Origin of the sequence: Lutimaribacter saemankumensis, from assembly GCF_900100005.1 — a bacterium.
Lineage (GTDB): Bacteria > Pseudomonadota > Alphaproteobacteria > Rhodobacterales > Rhodobacteraceae > Lutimaribacter > Lutimaribacter saemankumensis.
The window spans coordinates 150,166-173,667 of the sequence record NZ_FNEB01000009.1; the positions used below are offsets into that span (position 1 = coordinate 150,166).

Sequence of the window (23,502 nt, forward strand, 5' to 3'; positions counted from 1 at the left end):
TGTCACTTTCCTGGCCATGACGGAACCGGGCTGGCCTGCATGTCCCTGACACTCAAACAACTTCGGTATTTCGTGGCGGCAGCGAACCAGGGTTCGGTCAGCAAGGCCGCACATGCCTTGTCGATCTCGCAAAGCGCTGTGACCGAAGCCATCAAGGAATTGGAAGCGTTCCTGGGTGTGCAACTGTTTCTGCGCCACTCGCGCGGCATGACCGTGACACCCGAAGGCCAGCAGTTTCTGCGTCATGCGATCTCGATCCTTGCCGAGGTCACCAACGCGTCGCGTGTCGTGTCGGCCGGATCCCGGCGCGTCACGGGTCGGCTGAACCTGGGTGTTACCTCGCTGACGGCGGGGTATGTTCTGTCCGACGTCCTGTCGCGTTACAGGCGGCTAAACCCGGATGTCGAGGTGACCGCCGTCGAGGATACGGGCGAGTATCTTGAACACCTCATCGTCGGCGGTGAACTGGATGTGGCGGTGATGGTCACGACGCACTTGCGGGATTCCCAGGCGCTGCAATCCGAAATCCTCGAGGTGTCGCCGTTCCGTCTTTGGCTGCCAATCGACCACCGGCTGAACCGGCAGCAAAGCATCGCACTGTCCGACGTGGCGGGTGAGCCGCTAATCGTTCTGGATGTCGACGAGATGGAGCAGGAGGCGGTCAAACTGCTTTCGGCCTTCGGTGAAAGGCCACGGATCGCGTTCCGCACCCGCTCGGTCGAAGCGGTGCGCTCGCTTGTCGCGACGGGGGCGGGCGTTGCCCTGTTGCCAGACCTGGTCTACCGGCCGTGGTCGCTGGAAGGCGACCGTATTCACAGCCGCGACGTGTCGGGCGCCTTGCCGGTTGTGCAGGTCGGTCTGGTGTGGCGGCGCGGCCTTGCCATCCCCGATGCCGCGCGCGAATTCGTGGCGGTCGCACAAGCGCAGCACGATGTGAAGGCGCGTTAATACAGCTATCGGAATTTTCGATACCGTCCGTTCTGATAATTGAATTTGCGATACGCACGAATCCTCCTCATGCTCTGCGCAAAACTGCGCAAGCAAAGCAAACGGGGAGTCAGAAAAATGAAATCCATCCTGAAGTCATGCACGGCGTTGTGCTTTTCGGTCGGCGTCGCTGTGACGCCGGTCGCGGCACAGATGACCGAAATCGGCGCGGGCGAGGGCGAACTGAATATCGTCGCCTGGCCCGGCTACATCGAACGCGGTGAAACCATGTCCGAGTTCGACTGGGTCACCGGCTTCGAAGAAGCCACCGGCTGCAAGGTGAATGTGAAGACGGCCAATACCTCGGACGAAATGGTCGCCCTGATGAACGAAGGCGGTTTCGACCTTGTGACGGCTTCGGGCGACGCGTCCCTGCGGATGATCGCCGGCAAGCGGGTTCAGCCGATCAACACCGACCTGATCCCAAGCTGGAACACCATTGACGACAGGCTCAAACAGGCGCCCTGGCACTACGTCAACGACACGCATTACGGCGTTCCCTACATGTGGGGCCCGAACGTGCTGATGTACAACACCGAAGTCTTTGGCGACAACGCCCCGACCTCGTGGAACGTGGTGTTCGAGCCGATGAACCTGCCCGACGGTCAGCCCAACGAAGGGCGCGTTCAGGCCTATGACGGCCCGATCCACATCGCGGACGCCGCTCTTTATCTGATGACGCACAAGCCCGAGCTTGGCATCGCATCGCCATATGAGCTGAACCAGGACCAATACAACGCCGCGCTTGATCTGCTCCGTCAGCAGCGCACGCTGGTCAGCCGCTACTGGCATGATGCGTTCATCCAGATCGACGACTTCAAGAACGAGGGCATGGCCGCATCGGGGTCTTGGCCGTTCCAGGTGAACCTGCTGCAATCCGATGGCGCCCCCATCGCCAGTGTGATCCCCGAAGAGGGCGCGACCGGCTGGGCCGATACCACGATGATGCATGCCGAGGCCGAGAACCCGAACTGCGCCTACATGTGGATGGAACATACGCTGAGTTCGAACCTGATGTCCGACCTTTCGGTCTGGTTCGGCGCCAACCCGGCGGTTCCCGCCGCCTGCACCGATGGGCGCGGCATGCAGACCGCAGAAGGCTGCACAAAGAACGGGTTCGACGATTTCGACAGGATCCGTTTCTGGCAGACGCCCGTGTCGAAATGTGACAGCCAGGGTGAATGCGTACCCTATTACCGCTGGGTGTCCGATTATATCGGCGTGATCGGCGGTCGCTGACCCGAAGACAACAGGCCTGCCGCGTCCGCTTTGCGCGGCAGGCGACTACGGAACGTTTCATGACAACAGCAATCGCCTTTCGCAGGGTCTCGCGCCACTATGGCGAGGTGCGGGCAGTGGATGCCGTCGACCTCGAAGTGACCGAGGGCGAGTTCTTCGCGATGCTCGGCCCGTCCGGGTCGGGCAAGACGACATGCCTGCGGCTCGTGGCGGGCTTTGAACGCCCCACCGCGGGTGAGATCGAAATTTTCGGCCAGCCCTGCAGCAAGGTGCCGCCCTATCGCCGCCCGGTGAACACCGTCTTTCAGGACTACGCGCTGTTTCCGCATCTGAACGTGCGCGACAACGTGGCCTACGGCCTGATGATCGCGCGCGTCGGCAAGGCCGAACGCCATCGCGCGGCGGAACAGGCGTTGGAGATGGTGGCGCTGCCGGGCTATGCGGATCGCAAGCCCTCGGCCTTGTCGGGCGGGCAACGACAACGCGTGGCGCTCGCGCGCGCGCTGGTAAACAAGCCAAAGGTGCTTTTGCTGGACGAACCGCTTGGGGCGCTCGACCTCAAACTGCGCGAACAGATGCAGGTCGAACTCAAAAGCCTGCAGCGCCAACTCGGCATCACGTTCATCTTCGTGACGCATGATCAGGGCGAGGCGCTGTCGATGGCCGACCGCGTTGCCGTGTTCAACGAAGGCCGGATACAACAGGTCGGCCGCCCCGAGGATATCTACGACCGGCCGGAAACGCCGTTCGTCGCGGATTTCGTGGGCTCGTCGAATGTTCTGCCCCCCGAGATCGTCGAGCGGCTGACAGGGCACCGGGCCCATGCCAGCCTGCGGCCCGAGGCGGTGCGCCTGCAACCCGGCGGGCATGATGCGCAGGTGGTCGAACTTGCCTTTCTCGGCGCGGTCACGCGCCTGACGTTGAAAATGGAGGGCCAGGCACTGACCGCCCTCGTGCCAAAGGGGCAGGCGCTGCCCGAAAAGGGAAGCACGGTGCAAATCGGTTGGGACAACGATGCGCTGCACCTGATGGGGTCGCGCGATGGCTGAGACCGCAGCCCATCACCCGGCCCCGCGCGGCCCGGTAGACCGCTTGTCGGACCTTTTGTGGCGGCGTCAGGGTTTGCTGGTTCTTCTACTGATCCTGCCGCCCGCGCTTTGGCTGGGTGTCATCTATCTCGGGTCGCTTTTCGCGCTTCTGGCGCAGAGCTTTTTCTCGATCGACGAGTTTTCCGGCCTCATCAACTATGAATTCACGCTACGCACCTATGGCGAGCTGTTCCGCGCGGCAAACCTCGACATCATCCTGCGCACGGTCCTGATGGCCGCCAGTGTCACCATCGCTGCGGCGGTCATCGGTTTTCCCGTGGCTTATTACGCGGCGCGCTATGCGCGGGGCCGTTGGAAAGCCCTGTTTTACCTGGGTGTGATGCTGCCGCTGTGGTCCAGCTACCTCGTCAAGGTCTATTCCTGGAAGCTGATCCTGGCCAAGGAAGGCATCCTGAGCTGGCTGTTCGAAACCCTGCATCTGACCTGGTTGCTCGAGGCCTATCTTTCGCTTCCGGTCGTGGGGGGCAATTCGCTGTCGGTCAGTTGGACCGGAACGTTCCTTGTCTTTCTCTACGTCTGGCTTCCCTTCATGATCCTGCCGATCCAGGCCGCGCTGGAACGCGTGCCGCCTTCGATGCTCGAAGCGTCGGGCGATCTGGGCGCACGCCCTGGCCAGACCTTTCGCCATGTTCTGCTGCCCCTGGCGCTTCCGGGGATCGTTGCGGGCTCGATCTTCACCTTTTCGCTGACCCTGGGCGACTACATCATCCCGCAGATCGTCGGCACATCGGCGCGCATGATCGGGCAGGCGGTATACCAGTTCCAGGGAACGGCCGGAAACATCCCGCTCGCTGCGGCCTTTGCGGTCGTGCCGATCGTGATCATGGGCGTCTATCTTTACGTCGCCAGACGCATGGGGGCTTTCGATGCACTCTGATCGCGCGCCCCTGGGATTGAAGATCGCGGCCGCGGCCGGGCTGCTGTTCATGCACCTGCCGATCCTGCTGATTTTCGTCTACGCCTTCACCACCGAGGACAAGAGCTATCAATGGCCACCTCCGGGCTACACGCTGAAATGGTTCGGCGTGACTTGGGCCCGCCCCGACGTGTGGGAGGCCCTGTCGCTGTCGCTGCGCGTGGCTGCCATTTCGACGCTTATCGCCCTTGTCCTCGGAACGCTTTGTGCCGCGGCCGTCGCGCGCACCCGGTTCTTCGGGCGCGAGACGATATCCCTGCTTGTGATCCTGCCGATCGCGCTGCCGGGCATCATTACCGGCATATCCCTGCGCTCTGCGTTCAATCTCGGGGATATCCCCTTCAGTTTCTGGACCATCGTTCTTGGGCACGCCACCTTCTGCGTGGTCGTCGTCTACAACAACGCGGTCGCCCGGTTCCGCCGCACGAGCGGCAGCCTTGTCGAAGCGTCGATGGACCTGGGCGCCAATGCGTTCCAGACGTTCCGCTTTGTCATCCTGCCCAACATCGCAACCGCACTGCTGGCTGGCGGGATGCTGGCCTTCGCGCTCAGCTTCGACGAGGTGATCGTGACGACCTTTACCGCCGGTCAGCAGCAGACCCTGCCGATCTGGATGCTGGAAGAGCTCGTGCGCCCGCGCCAGAGGCCCGTCACAAACGTGGTCGCGATGGTTGTGGTTCTGGTGACATTCCTGCCGATCCTCGGCGCCTATTACCTGACCCGCGGAACGGAATCCGTCGCTGGTCAGGGCAAGTAACAACAGGGAGATTCATGATGGAAACCAACATGCTTATCGGCGGCGCCTTCGAGGCCGGAACGGATACCGAGGAAAACGTCCTGAACCCCCGCACCGGCGAAGTGATCCTGAAGATGCCCGAGGCGGATCCCGGCCAGATCGACCGGGCGGTGATGGCCGCGCGGGCGGCCTTTCCGGCATGGTCGCGCACCACGCCCGCCGAACGTTCGGCCAAGCTGCTGGCCATTGCCGACGCTGTCGAGGCAAAGCTGGAAGACCTCGCCGCGCTCGAAGCGTTGAATTGCGGAAAACCCATAAACGAAGTCCGCAACGAGGAAATCCCCGCCGTCGCGGATTGCTTCCGGTTCTTCGCCGGTGCGGTGCGCAACATGCACGGCCCTGTCGCCGGCAACTACCTTGCCGGACACACCAGCATGGTCCGCCGCGATCCGATCGGTGTGGTCGCCTCGATCGCGCCGTGGAACTATCCGATCATGATGATGGCCTGGAAACTGGCCCCCGCCCTGGCCGGGGGCAACACCATCGTGATGAAACCGTCGGAACAGACGCCGCTTACCGCCTTGGCCTTTGCGCGCATCCTGTCCGATATCCTGCCCGAAGGCGTGGTGAACGTGATCGTGGGGCAGGGGGCGACCGTCGGCAGCACGCTGATCAATCACCCGCAGGTCGACATGATCTCGATCACCGGGGATGTGGCCACGGGCAAGAAGGTGCTGATGGCCGCCTCGAAAAGCGTGAAGCGGACGCATCTGGAGCTGGGCGGCAAGGCGCCGGTGATCGTGCTGGACGATGCCGATCTGGGGCGCGTGGTCGAAGGGTTGAAGGCGTTCAGCTTCTACAATGCCGGGCAGGACTGCACCGCGGCGTGCCGTGTGTATGCCGGTGCGGGTATCTATGACCGGCTTGTCGCCGAACTGACGGACGCAGCAGCGAGCATCGTCTACGCGAATGCCGACGACACGGCAAACGAAATCCCGCCGCTGATCTCGCCCCGGCAGCGCGACCGTGTCGACAGTTTCGTGCAGCGCGCCGCCGAGCAGAAGCATATCGAGATTACCACAGGGGGCAGTCCGCATGACGGCAACGGGTTCTACTATTGCCCGACCGTCGTCGCCGGCGCGCGCCAAACCGACGAGATCGTGCAGCGCGAAGTTTTCGGGCCTGTTGTATCGGTCACCCGCTTCACCGCGGACGATCCGGTCGTCGACTGGGCCAATGACAGCCAATACGGCCTCGCGTCGTCGGTCTGGACGCAGGATATCGGCCGTGCGATGGAGATATCGGCCGGGCTGCAATACGGTTGCACCTGGATCAACACGCATTTCATGCTGACAAACGAGATGCCGCATGGCGGGCTGAAGCAATCCGGCTATGGCAAGGACATGTCGATGTATGCGCTGGAAGACTACACCGCCGTCCGGCACGTCATGATCGCGCACTGAACAATGGTGGGCGGGCCAGGAAAACAGGAGCTGCGGCACCGGAACGCAGGCTTGGCGCAAGCGGTCGAACAGGCCGGAAACGCGCCCGCGCCCTGGCGTCGTGCGGCCCCGGGAAACCGCCTGCCGATGGCATCGCCGGGCGCGAAACGATTGATTTTTTGTCAGCTGGCTTCGATAGTCACTGCAAGGGCGCTTGGCAGAAAGGAAACATCCGATGCGCTATGAACGACCGGAAACGATCGGGGATGCGACGGCCCTGCTGGCCTCTGCAAAAGGCCGCGCCTTTGTGCTGGCTGGGGGGACGGACCTGCTTGTGCGCATGAAAAGCGACGCGTTCGAGGCCGATATGGTTGTCGACATCAAGGCGGTCGCCGGCATGTCCGACATCTCGGAAACGGCGGACGGGTTCGAAATCGGCGCCGCCGTCCCATGCGCCGCGCTTGGTGAACATGCCGGGCTCGTTGCCGCCTGGCCCGGTGTCGTCGAGGCCGCCAACCTGATCGGTTCGACGCAGATACAGGGCCGGTGCACGATGTCGGGCAACCTGTGCAACGCATCGCCCGCAGCCGACAGCGTGCCGGCATTGGTCGCGGCAGGCGCGCGTGTGCGGATCGCCGGCCCCGATGGCACGCGGATTGTTCCGGTCGAGGACGTGCCCCAAGCGCCGGGTAAGACGACCCTTAAGAAAGGCGAATTCATCGCCGCGATCCTGTTGCCGAAGCCCGCACAGCGGTCTGGGGATGCGTATCTCCGTTTTACGCCCCGCACTGAAATGGACATCGCCGTTGTCGGTGTCGGCGTGCAACTGGCGCTTGATGCAAAGGGCGTGGTCGAAACGGCACGGGTCGCCCTGGGTGCGGTCGGGCCAAAGGTCGTGCTGGCCGAACAGGCGGCAGACACGATCATCGGCACGGCGCTGGATGACGCGGCACTCGAAGCCCTTGCCGAGGCATGCTCGGCAGCCAGCAACCCTATCGACGACAAGCGGGGCACGGCGGCGTTCCGCAAACATGTCGCTGGCGTGCTTGCACGGCGGGCGGCGAAAATCGCGTATGAACGCGCAGGAGGTAAGTGATGGCTTCGGTGTCTGTCTCGACGACCTTGAATACGGATGAGGTCGAATTTCTCTGCCAGGCGGATGAAACCCTGCTTGACGTGTTGCGCAACCGCCTTGGCCTGATGGGCGCGAAAGAAGGCTGCGGCACGGGCGATTGCGGTGCCTGCAGCGTCATCATGGACGGTCGGGTCGTGTGTTCCTGCCTGGTGCTGGGGGCCGAGGCCCAGGGCAAGACGATCGAAACCATCGAAGGCATGGCGCAGGGGAGCGAACTGCATCCTCTGCAAAAGAAATTCATCGAACACGCCGCGCTTCAATGCGGTGTATGCACGCCCGGTTTCCTGATGGCGGCCAAGGCGCTTCTGGATGCGAACCCGTCGCCCACCGAGGAAGAGATCAGGTTCTGGCTGGCCGGAAACCTGTGCCGGTGCACCGGGTATGACAAGATCGTGCGCGCGGTCGCGGATGCGGCGGCGGAAATGAGAGGGGAAGCGTCATGAGCTTTGATGCCGAATTTCGAAACCAGCAGTTCAAGTCTGTCGGTTCCCGTCCGCTGCGGCCCGATGGCATCGACAAGGTCACCGGGCGCGCGCGCTATGGTGCGGATTTCAACATGCCGGGTCAGTTGGTCGGGCGCGTATTGCGCAGCCCGCATGCCCATGCGCGGATCGTCAGGATCGACACATCCCGCGCCGAAGCGGTCAAAGGCGTCAAGGCGGTCGTCACCGCTGCCGACCTGCCCGACCTGACGAACGGCGATGCAGAGCTTTTGCACATTCTCGACAACTGCATGGCGCGAACCAAGGCTCTCTACGATGGCCACGCTGTCGCAGCGGTGGCCGCCATCGACGCAAAGGCCGCCCGCGAAGCGCTGAAACTGATCGAGATCGAATACGAAGTCCTGCCGCATGTCGTCGATGTCGATGCGGCCGCGCAATCCGATGCACCGCTGATCGATGAGACCCTTTTCACCGGCGGGGTCGAACCGAAGCCCGCAAAACCGTCGAACGTGGCGAACCGTTCCGAATTCGGGCACGGGGATGTCGACGCGGGTTTTGCACAGGCCGACGTGATCGTCGAGCGCAGCTTCCGGACCGAACAGGCGCATCAGGGCTATATCGAGCCGCATGCCTGCGTCGCAAGCTGCAACCCCGATGGCACGGCCGATATGTGGGTGTGCACCCAGGGTCATTTCGTCTATCGCCAGATTTGCGCCGACCTGCTGGGGCTGGAGGTGTCCAAGCTGCGCGTCACCTCGTCCGAGATCGGTGGCGGTTTCGGCGGCAAGACCCACGTCTGGGCCGAACCCGTGGCGCTGGCGCTGTCGCGCAAGGCCGGGCGGCCGGTCAAGCTGGTGATGTCGCGCGACGAGGTGTTCCGCGCCTCGGGCCCGACCAGCGCGACATCGATCGACGTCAAGATCGGCGCGCGCAAGGACGGCACGATCACGGCGGCCGTCGCGCATCTGCGGTACACCAATGGCCCCTATCCGGGCATGTGGGCGGAGCTGGGTGCGATGACGTCCTTTGCCTGCTACGACCTCGAGAACGTCAAGACGGTCGGGTACGAGGTGCTGGTGAACCGGCCCAAGGTCGCAGCCTACCGTGCGCCATCCGCGCCGATGGCCGCTTTCGCCGTGGAAAGCGCGATTGACGAGCTGGCCGGCAAGATCGGCATGGACCCTGTCGCCTTCCGTATCCGCAACGCCGCCAAGGAGGGGACGAAATCCAGCTACGGGCCGGTATATGGCCCGATCGGAATCGGCCCGACGCTTGAAGCGGCACAATCGCATCCGCATATGAGCGCACCGCTGGGTCCGAACCAGGGCCGCGGCATGGCATGCGGTTTCTGGTTCAACTTCGGCGGCCAGACCTGCACCGACCTGAACGTCAACGCGGACGGAACCGTGACGCTTGCCGTGGGAACCGTCGATGTGGGCGGGTCGCGCGCATCGCTGTCGCTGATCGCAGCCGAAGAGCTGGGCATCGCCTATGACGATGTCAAAGCGGTCGTCGCGGATACGGCAACTCTGGGCTACAACGACATGACCGATGGCAGCCGTGGGACGTTCTCGTCCTCGATGGCGACGATCTCGGCGGCGCGCAACGCCATCGACGTCATGCGCCACAGGGCGGCGCTGACATGGGATATCCCGGTCGAAGACGTGGTCTGGGAAGACGGCCATGCCAAGGCGCGCGGTGAAAACTACGGCAATCTCGCGCCGCTGTCGGTCAAGGACATCGCGGCGGAGTCCGGCAAGACCGGCGGGCCGATTGCCGGGCACAGCGAATTGGTCGCCGATGGCGCGGGCGTGTCCTTTGCGACGCATATCTGCGATGTCGAAGTGGACCCGGAAACGGGTGCCACCCGCATCATCCGCTACACCGTGATCCAGGACGCGGGCAAGGCGGTGCATCCTTCCTATGTCGAAGGGCAGTATCAGGGCGGGGCCGCACAGGGCATCGGATGGGCCTTGAACGAGGAATATATCTATGGCGAGGACGGGCGCCTGCAGAACCCCGGTTTCCTCGATTACCGTATTCCCGTCTGTTCCGATCTTCCGATGATCGACACGCAGATACTGGAGATTCCCAACCCCAACCATCCGTATGGCGTGCGCGGGGTGGGCGAAACGTCGATCGTGCCGCCGCTTGCGGCGATCGGCAACGCGATCTCGAACGCGGTGGGTGTGCGGATGTCCCATATCCCGATGTCGCCGCCGCGCATCCGCGCCGCGCTGGACGGAGGGGCCGGTTCCTGATGGTCGAGGTGACGCTATGGGGCGGTCTCGTGCCCCTGGCCGAAAACCAGAAAACGATCACGGTCGAGGCCGGGACGGTTCGCGAATTGCTGCGCAAGCTGCAGGAGCGCTATCCCGGCCTGAAGTCGGCAATTGAAAACGACGTCGCGGTGGTCGTCGATGGTGTCGTCTACCGCGATGACCGGTCAAAGGAACTTGCCGCAGATGCCGAGGTTTTCCTGATGCGCCGGCTTGCGGGCGGATAACGTCCGACAAGACCTGCGTCCTAGGCGCCCGCCCCCGGAACGCAGACCACAAGGATGCGCGCATCGCGGTCGCCGCCGGACGCATAGAGATGGCCGACCGCGCTATCGAAATAGATGCTGTCCCCGGCCTTCAGGCACACGGGGTCGCGGTCTTCGACGAACACCGTCACCTCGCCTTCCATGACGATCAGGAATTCCTGGCCGGGATGGCGCACGAAATCTTCGAAATCCACGAATTCACGCGCCTTGAGCGATCCCATCATGGGGGTCATCGCCTTGTTCCACAGATCGGGGAACAGCATTTCGTAGACGTAGTTCTTGGTTTCCTGGCGCTTGAATTCGCCCTTGCGCGCCACGGCAAAGCTGCCGGGCTCAAAGCTTTGGCCGTCGGCGTTGAAAAACGCCGCAAGATCGACATCGAGCCCCCGGGCAAGCTGCGACAGCCGGTCGTAAGTCAGCGAGATCACCCCGCGTTCCGCTTTCGAGATCGTCGAAATCGCAAGACCCGAACGTTCGGCCACCTCGGCAAGCGTCCAGCCGCGGTCGCCGCGCAGCTGCCGCAGGCGCTTGCCAAAACTGGTGCGTGGATTCGGGGCATCTTTCGCGTCTGTCATTGTGCGACTTTACGTGCATCTGCCCGTGTCTCCAAGAAATTTTCCGATTGGAAAAAAGTGTTTTTCCGATTGGAAAATCGGTGCTACGCTTTTTGAAAGGGAATGGCTCAGGGACGGTATTCATGGCGCAGGGCGGCGAACAGGCCGACTATATCGTGATCGGCGCGGGCATGGCGGGGGCGTCGGTCGCGGCGGAATTGTCCCGCCACGCGCGGGTGATCCTGGTCGAGCGCGAACCGCAACCCGGCTATCACACGACCGGGCGGTCTGCCGCGCTGTTCACGATGGCCTATGGCCCGGCGGTGATCCGGGCGCTTTCCCGCGCCAGCCACGACTTCTTTCGCGGTGTGGGGCCGGGCGACCCGCCCGGCGATCTGATCCGGCGGCGCGGTGTTCTGTTCGTTGCGCGTGACGACCAGGCGTCAGAGCTTGCCGCCTTGCAAGGCGAACTGGGCGATGCGGTTGAGCCGGTATCCGCCACCATGGCCCGCGACCTTGTTCCACTGCTGCGCCCCGGCTATGCCACTGCCGCTCTTTTCGACCGTCACGCTGCGGATATCGAGGTGCATGGGCTGCACCAGCACTACCTGAAATCTTTCCGCGCGCGGCGCGGTGCGCTGCACCTTAAGTCCGAGGTTGTCGGGCTTTCGCGCGTGGGCGGCGACTGGTTGGTTGAAACCCGGGATGCTGCCCTGCGCGCGCCCGTGGTGATCAACGCGGCCGGCGCCTGGGCCGACGAACTGGCGCGGATGGCGGGCCTTGCACCGCTTGGCCTGCGCCCGTTGCGCCGCACGGCACTGTTGGTCACGCCGCCCGGCGGCATCACGCCGGACCCATGGCCGATGGTCGTCGACGTGGCCGAAAAATTCTATCTCAAGCCCGATGCCGGCAATCTGTTGATTTCACCTGCAGACGAGACCCCATCGCCGCCCTGCGATGCGCAGCCCGAAGAGCTGGATGTTGCGATCTGCGTCGACAGGATCGAAACCGCCTTCAGCATCGAAGTGCGCCGGATCGAGCACAAATGGGCCGGCTTGCGCAACTTCCTGCCCGACGGCAACCCGGCGGTCGGATACGACCAGGACGCCCCCGGCTTTTTCTGGCTTGCCGGGCAGGGGGGTTATGGCATCCAGACCGCCCCCGCCATGGCGCGTGCGGCTGCGGCCTTGGCCCGCGGCGTCGATTTGCCCGGCGACATACAGGATCAGGGCGTGACGCCCGGCGCCTTGTCCCCGGCGCGGGCGGGGTTGGCGGCATGATGGTGTGGGTCGGTCTTGCCGGGGCGGCGTTCCTGTTTTCGGGGCTCGCCATCGCCTATGTGATCGGCGGTGCGGCCGTCCTTGCCTTCATCGCGACAGACAATGCCCGATACCTTGCGATCCTGCCGCAGCAGATCTTCTCCAAGATCGACGTGTTCGCCCTGATGGCGATGCCGCTTTTCATCCTCGCGGGCGAATTGATGAACCGCGGCGGTATCACCGGCGCGCTGATCAACCTGTCCATGGCGCTGGTGGGCAGGGTCCGGGGCGGCCTGGGGCATGTGAACATCCTGACATCGGTCTTCTTTGCCGGCATCTCGGGGTCGGCCGTTGCCGACGCGGCGGCCCTGTCGAATACGCTTGTCCCCGAGATGCGGCGGCGCGGCTACAGCCTGACCTATGCCAGCGCGGTGACGGCAGCGTCTTCCATCATCGGCCCGATCGTGCCGCCATCGATCATCCTGATCTTTTACGGCGCGCTGATGGGCACGTCCGTGACGGCCCTGTTTCTTGCGGGGATCGTTCCTGGTCTGGTGCTGGCGGCGGCGCTGCTTGTGATTAACGCCATTTTCGCCATCCGGCAGGATCACCCGCGCGTGGCCCCGCAGGACATGCCCCCGTTTCTGCCCACGCTGTTGCACTCGCTTCCGGCGCTTTCTTTGCCGATCATCATTCTTGGCGGAATCGTTTTTGGCTGGATGACACCAACCGAGGCGGCGGCCGTGGCCGTGTTCGCGGCGCTGGGCGCGGGATGGTTCTATGCCGGGTTGTCGGCCGGGTCCGTGCTGGCGGCCCTGCGGCGGACCGCGATCCTGTCGGGGTCGATCTTTATCATCATCTGTGCGGTTTCCGCGCTCGGGCATCTCGGCGCGCTCGAGCGCATACCCGAGGCGATTTCGGACATGGTCGCGCATCTGGGGCTTGGGCCGGTCGGCTACATGCTGGCGATGAACGTGATCTTTCTGGTGGCGGGCATGGTGCTGGATATCCCGGTGGCGCTGGCGCTTTTGGTGCCGTTGCTCGCACCCGTCGCGTTGGAGCAGGGGGCGGACCCGGTGCATCTGGGCATCGTCTTGTGCTTCAACCTGTGCATCGGGCTTGTTTCGCCACCGATGGGCGGTTGCCTGCTGGTCGTCTCGGCGGTGACCGGTGTGAACTACTGGAAACTGGCCCGCGCGGTCATTCCCTTCGTGCTGACCCAGATCGCTGTTCTGGCGCTGCTGATAAGCGTGCCGGGGCTGAGCCTTTGGCTGCCGCGCGCCTTCGGGCTGGGCGGTGGCCCATGACATTCAACGGATAACGACAACAAGACGACTGAAACCAAACAGGAGGAAAAATCATGAAACTGACGCAGATAATTACCGGTAGCCTTTTCGCCGCCGCGCTTGCGGTGACGGGTGGCGTGGCATCGGCCCAGGTCAAGATCGCGCTCGACAGCCCGCCCGACCTGGAAGGGTCCGGGTCTTATGTCTGGGCGCATACCTTTTCGACCTATCTAAACGACAACGGGATGGCGGCCGAAGAGTTCCAGCGTGGTGCGCTCGGTGGTGACGACGAACTGTTCGACCAGGTAAGCCAGGGGCTTTTGGAAGTGTCGATGTCCCCGCTCAATATCGTGGGCTCAATCGACAAGCTGATATATGGCCTGCGCCTTCCGTATTTCTTCAAGGACATGGCAGAGGTCGACCGTGCCTTGAACGAAGGCGGGATGCTTGAGCGGATCAACGCGGCGACGACGCCCGAAGGCGTCCGTGTGCTGGCGGTGAATACAGTCGGGCAGGCCAGCGGTATCTTCAACACCAAGAAACCGGTGCAGTCGGTCGCGGATATGGCGGGCTTGCGGATGCGCGCGCTCGATGAAAGCCAGATCGAGCTCTATGAGGCCTGGGGTGCGGCGGGCACGATCGTCAGCTGGGCCGAGGTGCCGAATGCCCTGCAAACCGGGGTGGCCGATGGCTATCTCAACCCTGCCTTCGTGCCGCTGCTGTTCGGGCACACCGATTTCATCAAACATTTCACCGATGCGGCAATCTCGCCGTCGCTGCGGATCACCATCGTATCCGAGGACTGGTACCAGGGCCTGTCGGATGCGGACCGCGCCACCGTAGACGCGGCCGCCGCCGCCGCGACGCAGGCCAACCGCGACTGGCTGAAAACCCAGGATGCGGTTCTGGGCAAACTGGAACAGGCCGGTGTGACCGTCGTCAAGCTGGACGAGGCTGCACGCCAGGAGTTCCGCGCTGCCTCGGCGCCGGCCTACGAAAGCGGTTTGCTGACCCAGGATCAGATTGCGGCCTGGGAAGCGGCCAAAGCGGACTGATTGCATGAAAGCCATGGCCAGAAACCTCGACCGGCTTTCGGTCCTGCTGAACAGCATCGCCCTTTGGGGGGCGGTGCTGGCAGTGCTGGCCATGGTCTTTGCCGCTGGATGGCAGGTGCTGGCGCGATATGTTCTGGATGCCCCGCCGATCTGGACCGAGGAGCTGGCTCGCCGCGCGATGGTCTGGGCCGGGATGCTGGGTGCCTCTTGCGCGTTTCGTGCCGGGTCCGACCCGACGCTGTTCCCGTCCATGCAATCGGTGCGCGGACATCCGGGGATGTTGCTTGCGCTGATCCGCGCCGCGGCCGTGCTGATCTTTGCGGCTCCGGTGATCTGGTACTCGGTGTTCAATGCCAGGATGGACATGGCGCGGGGCTTTCTCGGGCGGAGTCTCGGCCGTCAGGCCGAAATGCTCGATATCCCGATGATCTGGTTCACCGCGGCCGTGCCGCTTGCGTTCGTTCTGATCGTGATTCACCTCGCGGCCCGGCTGGCAATGCAGGCCTCGGGGCAATTGCCGGTCGCCGAACCGGCCAATGAAACCCAATAGGATTTGAGACATGAAACTGTTCATCGCCGGTCTGAGCACCGAAACCAATTCCTTTTCGCCGATGCCCACCGGCATGGCCAGCTTCGAGGAAGGCTCGATCCACCATGGCGACGCCACGAAGGATGCGCAGATGTACTGGACCGCGCCCCTGCATATCTGGCGTGCGGCGGCCGAGGAAAAGGGATGGGAGGTGGTGGAATCCCTGTCCGCCCATGCGCAGCCTGGCGGCCCGACCGTCAAGGCGGTCTATGAAGGTTTCCGCGACGAGATCATCGCCGACCTGCGCGCTGCGGGCGGCGCGGATATTATCCTGCTGGCCTTGCATGGCGCGATGATCGCCGACGGCTATGACGATTGCGAAGGCGACCTGATCGCCCATTGCCGCGCGGTTGCCCCCGATGCGGTGATCGGCGGCCTTCTTGATCCGCATTCCAACCTGACCGACAAGATGATGACCCAGGCCACTTTGCTGGTGGCGTTCAAGGAATACCCCCATGTGGATGTGCCCGAGCGCGCCGCCGACCTGTTTCGGCTGGCCGCCGACACCGCCGAAGGCCGGATCGCCCCGGTCATGCGCGACTGGGATTGCCGCATGATCATCGCCATGCCCACGACCAAGCCCCCGATGAGCGATTTCGTCGCCGGAATGCTGGCGGACGAAGGCAAGGACGGGCTTTTGTCGCTGTCGCTGATCCACGGTTTCCCTTGGTCCGACCACCCCAGGACGGGCACCCGTGCAATCGCGATCTGCGACGGCGATCCCGGACAGGCCGAAGCGCAGGCCGAAAGGCTGGGCAAAAAGATCTTCGATCTGCGCCATGACCTGCATCGCGCGCGCCCGGACATCGATACCGCCCTCGACATGGCGCAAGCGGCACCCGAAGGTCTGGTGGTGCTGGCGGACATGTCCGACAACGCGGGCGGCGGCGCGCCGTCCGATGCCACGTTCCTGCTGCGCGCGATGATCGAACGCGGGCTGACAAGCGTCGCAACGGGCCTGTTCTGGGATCCGATCGCCGTGCGCATCTGCAAAGAGGCGGGCGAGGGCGCCACGCTGAATCTGCGCATCGGTGGCAAATGCGGCCCGATGTCCGGCGATCCGCTGGACCTGACCGTCACCGTGCGCAAGATCGCCTCGGGCCTGACACAGCGGTTCGGCAAACTGCCGGCCCCCATGGGCGACACCGTGTGGATCGAGGCGGATGGTATCGACATCGTGCTGAACGATCTGCGCAGCCAGACCTTCCACCCCGAGGCTTTCGAACAAATGGGCATCGACCTCGGTCAGCGCCGTTATGTGTGCGTGAAGTCGTCGAACCATTACGAGGCGGGGTTCAACCCGATCGCGGCGCAGGTGATCGGGGTGGCCACGCCAGGCGCCATCACGCCGGACTTTGCGAACATCCCATACAAGAAGCGCGCGAAAACCTATTTCCCCGTCGTCGAGGATCCATTCGCATGACAAACGCACTGATTTCGGCACGCGATGCTTTCGCCGCCGCGCACCCGGAACAACGTATCGCGATCAATGGCCGCGATTGGGGATGCGTCGCGACCGGCAACGGCCCCGCGCTGTTGCTGATACCGGGCACGCTGGGCCGCGGGGATATCTTCTGGCAACAGATCGAGGCGTTGTCGGACCGGCTTCGCATTGTCGCGGTAAGCTATCCTTTCGCCGGTGGCATCGAGGCGTGGAGCGACGATCTGTCTGCGCTGCTCGATCATCTGGGTGTGGATACTGTTTCGGTTCTCGGGTCATCGCTCGGGGGGTATCTGGCGCAGTATTTCGCCGCCCTGAACCCAGACCGGGTTGAAAGGCTGTTCGCCGCCAACACGCTGCATTCCGCAAAAGGCATCGACCAGAGAATGCCCTATGCTCTCGATCTCGATGCTGCGCCGATCGATGACTTGCGCGCGGGCTTTGGCGGGGTGCTGACGGCCTGGGCCGAAACCCATCCCGACCAGCGCCAACTCGTCGATCTGTTGCTGCAGGAAGTCGGCGGCCGCATCCCCGAGCCGGAATTGCGGATGCGGCTCAAGGCGCTCAAGACCGCACCGGAACTGCCGGACCTTTCCCTGCCGCAAGAACGCCTGTTCACCATCGAGACCGACGACGACCCGCTGATCCCGCCTGAGATGCGCAAGGCGGTTCGGGCCCGTGTTCAGCCTTTGGTCGCATATCGTTTCACGTCCGGGGGGCACTTTCCCTACGTGGTGCGGCCATCAGCCTACACGGCCTTGCTTGAACAGGCGATGGGCCTGGCCGTAACCGGCCCCGACTGGGGCACCGAAAAGGAGCGTGTGCAATGATTGTTCTGACCCAAGACGATGTGGCGGCCTTGTTGCCGATGACGGACGCCATCGAGGTGGTGGCAGGTGTCATGAAAGGTGTGTCCGACCGCACTGCGCAGCTTCCGCTGCGTTCGGTCGTTCCCGTGGGCGAGGACAACAAGATGGGTGTCATGCCCGGAGCTATCGCGGACCCGGCCTGTTATGGCGTCAAGCTGGTCAGCCTGTTTCCCGGCAATCCTGCGCGCGGGCTTTCATCGCATCGCGGCGCCATCGTGCTGTTCGAGGCCGAAACCGGCGGGGCAGTCGCCATGATGGATGCAGGGCTGCTGACCGCCATCAGAACCGCGGCAGCCAGTGCCGTGGCAACGCGAACCCTCGCGCGCGAAGATGCAAGCAAACTGGCTCTTGTCGGGTACGGCGAACAGGCGGAGCATCACCTGCACGCAATGCTTGCGGTGCGCCCGATCGAACGCGTCGTCGTCGCCGGGCGGTCGGCCGAAAAAGCCGCGGCCTTCGCCGAACAGGCGGCTGCGCATTTCCCCGAGGTGGCGTTCAGCAGCAGTACGGATTTGCGTTCGGCGGTCGAAAGCGCGGACATCGTCTGCACCGTCACGGCCGCGCCTAAACCGATCGTGTCGGGGGATTGGGTGCGTGAGGGCGCGCATGTGAACGTCGTGGGCTCTTCGATCCCGTCAATGCGCGAGGTCGATGACCGCATGGTCGAGCGTGGCAAGATCTGGGTCGATTACCTTCCCTCTACTCTCGCCCAGGCGGGGGAGATCGTCGAAATGATTGCGGCGGGAAAGTTGAAAGAAGAGGATCTTGCGGGTGAAATCGGCGCTGTGCTGCAGGGACGTATCGCGGGGCGTTCCACAGCCGAACAGATCACCGTTTACCGTTCGTTGGGCGTGGCAGCGCAAGATTTGGCAGCCGCGCATTTCGTTCTGGAACGGGCGCGCGCAACCGGACGCGGACAAAGCGTAAGTTTCTGATCTGACGGGCGTTCCTGGTCGGTTGCGTACCGAAGGGTCGGTTTCCGCCCCGGAACGGCACTGAAACGAAAAAGGGCGGGCACAAGGCCCGCCCTTTTCTTTGTTCCATCACGCCAAATCAGGCTTTCTTGGCCTTCTTGCGGCGACCGACATAGCCCATCACACCCAGACCAGCGGCCAGCAGCGGCAGACCCGCGGGAACCGGTACAGCCGAAATCTCGAGCCGGTAGTTCGAGGCCACATCCGTGCTGCTGTTCGTCGGCAGGGTCGCGTCGACGCTGAAGATGTAGGTGCCGGGACCGAAGACACCGGAAAGAACGTCCCCGGCAAACGCGTTTTCAAAGTCGGTCGGGCCGCCTTCTTCGTTAAAGCCAACCTGAGCGTCGAACCCTTGCTGGGTTTCGAACAGCTCGAAGGTCAGCTTGCTGAGCTTGTTCAGGATGATCTTGGCATAATCCTGGTACTGGCTGGCATTCGAGCCCTGATCCAGAACATAGCCCAGAATAGTTGCGGAGCCTTCGATGTCATAGGGCCCCGAAGGATTTGTCAGGACGTTGGAAAAATCACCCGATTTCACATCGCATGAACTGGCGGCGCCCCCAAGCAACTGGCTTGCACTCTCGCAATACACAGTTCCTTCGCTAATGATCGTCGCCGCCGACACCGGTGCGGCAAGTGCTGTCGCGCCAGCCAATGCGGCACATGCAAGAAAAGTCTTCATCCGTACACTCCAACGTATCCAAAGTTATCGTTAACTAATTGCTGCCCGCCTTATTTTTGTCAAATTCTGAAATGATTGAGGCGGTGATAGTTTCGATAAATGTGGCTAATACGCCAAGACATCGTTATTGTTTCCAAAGCATAAAATCGAAGCCTGCATGGTGGCGACGATTTCGCATCGGGGCTGTCACGGTCGAATCCCCTTTTTTCTTGCGCTTTCGTGTTCGGTTCCCACAGTTCCGAGCGGACAAAGCAGTGTGTGGGGCCATGCCAGGCGAGTTTTCGTGGAGTGTGGGTGAACAGGCTTTATCAGGTGCGGTTCTGGCCCACGGATGTGCTGTGCCATCCCGAACCTCAATCGCTGTGATTTCACTGGAGGCGAGGTTTAGGGCCAGAGCACCCCGATTCACGACGTTGCGGTTATCCGGCGGCAGCAGCGACTGTATCGAAAATCCTAACAAAAGACCGAAATACGGACGTTTGTCGTGCGTATTGGCAGTTATAGCAATTCCGGGCATGAGAAAATTCGCCCAAAACGCGAATATTTCCAAGCATCAGCCCGAGAACTGCCGCAGTGCTTTGGTTTCAGGCAAAAATGTGGCATACAGACGGCAATACCGAGGCCCGAAGCTTGAGCCGATTTGGCGGTCTGCGAGGGTAGTGTGTGAACAACAAAGGATTTGAATGATGATAGGTAAGACGTTTTTTGGTGCCCTGGTCGCGGTCAGCCTCGCGATTCCGGCGGCAGCCTCGACAATCGGATACACGGAAGGGACGCGGAACCTGGTGGACGGCACGACCCAGATTTCGCCGTCGGTCGATACATCCGCAAACCCCGGAGCGGCTTATGATCTGCTGCAGGGCGGTGCGACCGCGCTGGGAAGTGAATTGAACGCTGGCGAAACGATCAACGTCTTCGGACGCATTGTGAACTCGATCGACAACTTCTTTTTCATCGACTCTGCTGCGGCGTTCAGCATCAACTTTATCTTCGGCGGCTATGACTATGTCACCAGCGGTGGTCTGCAAACCGCGCCCGTTTCGGGCCTGACCAGCGAACCGGCTGGGTCCGGCGACGTGAACAAGCAAGTCGTTTTCCGCCTGCTCGACGCGAATAACTCGTACAACCCTGTCGGGGCGTCGATGACATTCGAGTCGGATTACACGTCCGGCAATTCGCTCCTGTTCTCGGCTGGCCCGGGTTCCTACGTTCTGCAGATCGATGGCACCACGGACAGGCAACAGGCGGCTGCGTTGTACGATGTCAGCATCTCGGCGGTTCCGCTGCCTGCGGGCGGTCTGCTGCTGCTGGGTGGGCTTGGCGCGCTTGCCGGGCTTCGCCGCAAGTCCAGGAAATAACGACAGCTTCGTAAGCTATGCAAAAAGCCCCGGGAAACCGGGGCTTTTTTGCTTGGAGCATGTCCGTACCTGAGATGGGTTATTCGGGACGCACGGGTCGATACCCCTCGCGCATGACGCGCAGCATACCGCCTCCTATGTCGATGAATTCAAGATCGGGCGCTGCAGCCGCCAGTTGCCTGGCGGCGCGCGAGGTGCGGTTGCCCGACCGGCAGATCAATGAAACCGACTGGCCAGTCTTCAGATGAGGGCGCACCGCTTTCAGAAAACTCTCGGCGTCTTCAAACGTGATCAGCAAAGCCCCCTCGACGACACCGGTCTGCGTCCATTCATCGGGTCGGCGGATGTCCACGAGCAACGTGCCCTGATCATTCACGAGTTCTGCCCCGGTTGCTGCGTGTATCCGAATATTCTCCGGTTTGGAATGTGCGCGGACATATGTCCAACCGCCTGCCAGAACACTCAAAGCAGCGGCGACAAGGAAGGAACGTCGAAACATGCGGATGACCCGATGTGGTTTTACGCGCACCTAAGGTGCTGTCCGGTCCGATCAAGTGCACGTATCGTGCAAACACGCAGATTGGCCGGCCAAGCCAAGGCAGGCCGAAATGAAAAGGGCGAGCACGAAGCCCGCCCTGTCAAATTTGCGATGAACGCCCCTCAGGCTTTCTTGGTCTTGCGGCGCAGCCATGCGAAACCTGCAATCCCGGTCAGAAGCAGAGGCGCCCCTGCGGGAAGCGGGATGACATTGATGTCGCCCGTCACACTGACCTTGTAGCCCGTGCCGCCACCGTGATCTTCCCTCAGGATCTGAAGGTAATTGCTACCGGCCGAAAGCGAGCCGAGCGCGTATGTGTATTCGTTCGGGAAAGCGCCGCCGGGCGCCTGATCGCCGCCCACGAACACGCCGTTCAGCCAGACTGCGATGCCGTTGTCGACGCCGAAGCTGGCGATGACATTGCTCATCCCGGTCGCGCCTGCATCAATTTCATAGATGATCGCGGTTTCCGTACCGACCGTCCAGTTCTGCGGGATGGACACTGCAGACCCGCTCCAGGTGCCGCCGGGGTTCGACGGATTGGTCAGCCAGTTTCCGAGAGAAGAGGCCGCAGCGGACAAATCGGGCGCTGACGCAAGCGATGCGGTGGGGTCGCCCACCGTCGGAAAGAACGCGCTGGTATTGTCCAGCGCATTGCCAATGCCGCTATTGTAAAGTCCGGTTGTGCTGTTATCGACAATCGTTGCGGCAAAGGAGGCCGCTGCGCCGCTAACCGAAAGAATGGCAGCCGCTGTTAAAACGCTCAGTTTATTCATGAATTTCCCCTTTATATTGCTTTGGTCTAAATCTTCGGATTTCAGGCAAAGTCTAACACCAAGAATATCAGGGAAAGAGGCCATCGTAAAACGTTTTACGCATCTTGCGGGGCTCCGACGCACTTTGGGGTCAAGCGTTGACCAGGGCGCCGTTTCAATAAGCCTTTGGAATGCCGCGGCTTAGTCGAGTACGACGATCCCGGTGTGCTTCTGCTTGTGTTCGGGTTCCACATGAATCGTGATTTTCGCGCCCTCGACTGCGTCGCGGAGGGCTGCTTCTACGCGGTCGCATATCTCGTGGGCATCGAAAACGGTCGTATCGCCGGGAACCACCAGATGGAAATCGATAAAGATCGCTTGTCCTGCGTGCCGCGTCCGCAAGTCATGCGCTTCGACTGCGCCGCCGGCCTCTTTGGAAATAATCTCCCGCACCTTGTTCAGCGTGTCCTCGGAAACGGCCTCGTCCATTAGGCCACTCAGGGATTCCCGCACGACCCTAAAGCCCGACCAGAGAATGTTTATCGCAACAATGACGGCCATGAGCGGGTCCAGCATCCACCAGCCGGTTATGATGGCCAAAAGCACACCAAGCGCGACGCCGGCAGAGGTGACCACGTCCGTGAACAGATGCTTGCCATCCGCGACCAGGGCCGGCGACCGCCCAGCCCGGCCGCGGCTGATCAAGACCCACGCCCAGATCGCGTTGATCACGGTTGCCGCGCCGTTGACCAGCAGGCCTTCGATCGGAAGATCCATGACCCTGGGCGCCAGGAAACCGAAATATGCTTCGCGCAGGATCAGCAGCGCGGCCACGATGATCATGACGCCTTCAAGAACAGCGCTGAAGAACTCAGCCTTGTGATGCCCGTACGGATGGGTTGTGTCCGCAGGCTTGGCCGCGATGCGGATCGCAACCAGCGCCGCGATTGCGGTCGCCACGTTGACGGTGCTTTCAAGCGCGTCCGCGAGAAGGGCAACCGAACCTGTCAGCCACCAGGCCACCATTTTGATACCCAGAACGAGGGCGCCGACAAATATGCTGGCAATGGCGATCCGAACTGTAGCGGACATTGATTCCCCCGAAACATTAGATGCATTGGGTAGCCCCGTCAGGCACTTGGGACAAGCACTGCTACACGTCACCACTGCACAATCCCTTGCTGGCGAACGTGCCGACCTGCAGGACCGTCCATTGTTTGGCGCGGCGCTCTGGCTGTGGCGCAAGGATCGGTGAGGACGGATTTTCAAACCCGGGACACCGAAAACAAGAGTAGCAGTCGTCCTGAAAACATCGGCTTTCGACCCTGGATGAAATGCGCCGTAGATCAACGGTTTCGCGGCATTGCGCCTTCTATTTCCGGTTCGAGAACAATCTACCGACAAAATATCGAAGGATACCGACCGGCTACTTTTGCCGACTGTCGCCCTGAGCAGCCCGATCTGATTGGTCCAAGGTAATTGTTAGTGCATGATTGGGCTGGTTTCCATTGGGATGATGGTTTCGGGAGCCGGCGGCCGATAGCCCAATGCACTGTGTGGTCTCTTGGTGTTGTAGTGTTTCCTCCATTG

24 protein-coding genes are annotated in these 23,502 nt (G+C 62.3%); 18 read left to right on the forward strand and 6 right to left on the reverse strand.

Going from position 1 to position 23,502, the window contains the following annotated elements; genetic code table 11:
* Positions 1-39 precede the first annotated feature (39 nt).
* From BLT50_RS16020 to BLT50_RS16065, 10 genes are all read left to right on the forward strand, one after another.
* On the forward strand, positions 40-948 hold the full coding sequence (locus tag BLT50_RS16020) for a LysR family transcriptional regulator (RefSeq protein ID WP_090029779.1): 909 nt from the start codon (positions 40-42) through the stop codon (positions 946-948).
* Positions 949-1,065: 117 nt separating this feature from the next.
* Positions 1,066-2,226 carry an ABC transporter substrate-binding protein gene (locus BLT50_RS16025; RefSeq protein WP_090029852.1) on the forward strand — a complete coding sequence of 387 codons (1,161 nt, stop codon included), beginning with the start codon at positions 1,066-1,068 and terminating at the stop codon, positions 2,224-2,226.
* Between the two features lie 59 nt (positions 2,227-2,285).
* Entirely contained in the window at positions 2,286-3,275 is a 990-nt protein-coding gene (locus tag BLT50_RS16030) for an ABC transporter ATP-binding protein (protein WP_090029783.1), read from the forward strand.
* A complete protein-coding gene (locus BLT50_RS16035; RefSeq protein WP_090029785.1) occupies positions 3,268-4,212 on the forward strand; it encodes an ABC transporter permease in 945 nt (314 codons plus the stop codon). The genes BLT50_RS16030 and BLT50_RS16035 overlap by 8 nt, the downstream gene beginning before the upstream one ends.
* Entirely contained in the window at positions 4,202-5,008 is an 807-nt protein-coding gene (locus tag BLT50_RS16040; protein WP_090029788.1) for an ABC transporter permease, read from the forward strand. The genes BLT50_RS16035 and BLT50_RS16040 overlap by 11 nt, the downstream gene beginning before the upstream one ends.
* A 17-nt stretch (positions 5,009-5,025) precedes the next feature.
* Positions 5,026-6,450 (forward strand): gamma-aminobutyraldehyde dehydrogenase, encoded by a 1,425-nt coding sequence (locus BLT50_RS16045; RefSeq protein WP_090029855.1) that lies wholly within the window; start codon positions 5,026-5,028, stop codon positions 6,448-6,450.
* 214 nt (positions 6,451-6,664) lie between these two features.
* Entirely contained in the window at positions 6,665-7,525 is an 861-nt protein-coding gene (locus BLT50_RS16050) for an FAD binding domain-containing protein (RefSeq protein ID WP_090029790.1), read from the forward strand.
* A complete protein-coding gene (locus BLT50_RS16055) occupies positions 7,525-8,007 on the forward strand; it encodes a (2Fe-2S)-binding protein (protein WP_090029793.1) in 483 nt (160 codons plus the stop codon). Before BLT50_RS16050 ends, BLT50_RS16055 begins: the two co-directional genes overlap by 1 nt.
* On the forward strand, positions 8,004-10,268 hold the full coding sequence (locus tag BLT50_RS16060) for a xanthine dehydrogenase family protein molybdopterin-binding subunit (RefSeq protein ID WP_090029795.1): 2,265 nt from the start codon (positions 8,004-8,006) through the stop codon (positions 10,266-10,268). Before BLT50_RS16055 ends, BLT50_RS16060 begins: the two co-directional genes overlap by 4 nt.
* A complete protein-coding gene (locus BLT50_RS16065; RefSeq protein ID WP_090029797.1) occupies positions 10,268-10,513 on the forward strand; it encodes a MoaD/ThiS family protein in 246 nt (81 codons plus the stop codon). Before BLT50_RS16060 ends, BLT50_RS16065 begins: the two co-directional genes overlap by 1 nt.
* Positions 10,514-10,533: 20 nt before the next feature.
* On the opposite strand, the gene BLT50_RS16070 is transcribed toward BLT50_RS16065, so the two are convergent.
* On the reverse strand, positions 10,534-11,127 hold the full coding sequence (locus tag BLT50_RS16070) for a helix-turn-helix domain-containing protein (protein ID WP_090029800.1): 594 nt from the start codon (positions 11,125-11,127) through the stop codon (positions 10,534-10,536).
* A 122-nt stretch (positions 11,128-11,249) separates the two neighbouring features.
* Here BLT50_RS16070 and BLT50_RS16075 point away from each other — a divergent pair, with 122 nt between their 5' ends.
* From BLT50_RS16075 to BLT50_RS16105, 7 genes are read left to right on the forward strand one after another with little or no spacing between them, the layout of a single operon-like run.
* Positions 11,250-12,386: an NAD(P)/FAD-dependent oxidoreductase gene (locus tag BLT50_RS16075; protein ID WP_090029803.1), complete on the forward strand. Its 1,137-nt coding sequence runs from the start codon at positions 11,250-11,252 to the stop codon at positions 12,384-12,386.
* Entirely contained in the window at positions 12,383-13,672 is a 1,290-nt protein-coding gene (locus tag BLT50_RS16080; RefSeq protein WP_342706709.1) for a TRAP transporter large permease, read from the forward strand. The genes BLT50_RS16075 and BLT50_RS16080 overlap by 4 nt, the downstream gene beginning before the upstream one ends.
* A 53-nt stretch (positions 13,673-13,725) precedes the next feature.
* Complete coding sequence (locus BLT50_RS16085; RefSeq protein WP_090029805.1) at positions 13,726-14,706, forward strand: TRAP transporter substrate-binding protein; 981 nt, start codon at positions 13,726-13,728, stop codon at positions 14,704-14,706.
* Positions 14,707-14,710: 4 nt separating this feature from the next.
* Entirely contained in the window at positions 14,711-15,256 is a 546-nt protein-coding gene (locus BLT50_RS16090; protein ID WP_090029808.1) for a TRAP transporter small permease, read from the forward strand.
* Positions 15,257-15,266: 10 nt separating this feature from the next.
* Entirely contained in the window at positions 15,267-16,718 is a 1,452-nt protein-coding gene (locus BLT50_RS16095) for a M81 family metallopeptidase (protein ID WP_090029811.1), read from the forward strand.
* Positions 16,715-17,566 (forward strand): alpha/beta fold hydrolase, encoded by an 852-nt coding sequence (locus BLT50_RS16100; RefSeq protein ID WP_090029814.1) that lies wholly within the window; start codon positions 16,715-16,717, stop codon positions 17,564-17,566. The genes BLT50_RS16095 and BLT50_RS16100 overlap by 4 nt, the downstream gene beginning before the upstream one ends.
* A complete protein-coding gene (locus BLT50_RS16105; RefSeq protein WP_090029816.1) occupies positions 17,563-18,540 on the forward strand; it encodes an ornithine cyclodeaminase family protein in 978 nt (325 codons plus the stop codon). The genes BLT50_RS16100 and BLT50_RS16105 overlap by 4 nt, the downstream gene beginning before the upstream one ends.
* Positions 18,541-18,658: 118 nt before the next feature.
* Here the strand turns inward: BLT50_RS16105 and BLT50_RS16110 are convergent, their stop codons facing one another.
* Positions 18,659-19,261 carry a VPLPA-CTERM sorting domain-containing protein gene (locus BLT50_RS16110; RefSeq protein WP_090029819.1) on the reverse strand — a complete coding sequence of 201 codons (603 nt, stop codon included), beginning with the start codon at positions 19,259-19,261 and terminating at the stop codon, positions 18,659-18,661.
* 683 nt (positions 19,262-19,944) lie between these two features.
* On the opposite strand from BLT50_RS16110, the gene BLT50_RS19585 reads away from it, so the two are divergent.
* Positions 19,945-20,619, forward strand: a complete 675-nt coding sequence (locus tag BLT50_RS19585) for a VPLPA-CTERM sorting domain-containing protein (RefSeq protein WP_245723418.1) — start codon at positions 19,945-19,947, stop codon at positions 20,617-20,619.
* 79 nt (positions 20,620-20,698) lie between these two features.
* Here BLT50_RS19585 and BLT50_RS16120 read toward each other — a convergent pair whose 3' ends face one another.
* From BLT50_RS16120 to BLT50_RS16135, 4 genes are all read right to left on the reverse strand, one after another.
* The gene (locus BLT50_RS16120) at positions 20,699-20,995 is read right to left on the reverse strand and encodes a rhodanese-like domain-containing protein (protein WP_245723419.1); all 297 of its coding nucleotides are present in this window, start codon (positions 20,993-20,995) and stop codon (positions 20,699-20,701) included.
* 284 nt (positions 20,996-21,279) lie between these two features.
* On the reverse strand, positions 21,280-22,017 hold the full coding sequence (locus tag BLT50_RS16125; protein ID WP_245723420.1) for a VPLPA-CTERM sorting domain-containing protein: 738 nt from the start codon (positions 22,015-22,017) through the stop codon (positions 21,280-21,282).
* A 96-nt stretch (positions 22,018-22,113) separates the two neighbouring features.
* The gene (locus BLT50_RS16130) at positions 22,114-23,004 is read right to left on the reverse strand and encodes a cation diffusion facilitator family transporter (protein ID WP_090029826.1); all 891 of its coding nucleotides are present in this window, start codon (positions 23,002-23,004) and stop codon (positions 22,114-22,116) included.
* A 390-nt stretch (positions 23,005-23,394) separates the two neighbouring features.
* Positions 23,395-23,502 (reverse strand): integrase core domain-containing protein (locus BLT50_RS16135; RefSeq protein WP_139170553.1); only part of this gene is annotated, 108 nt, incomplete at its 5' end.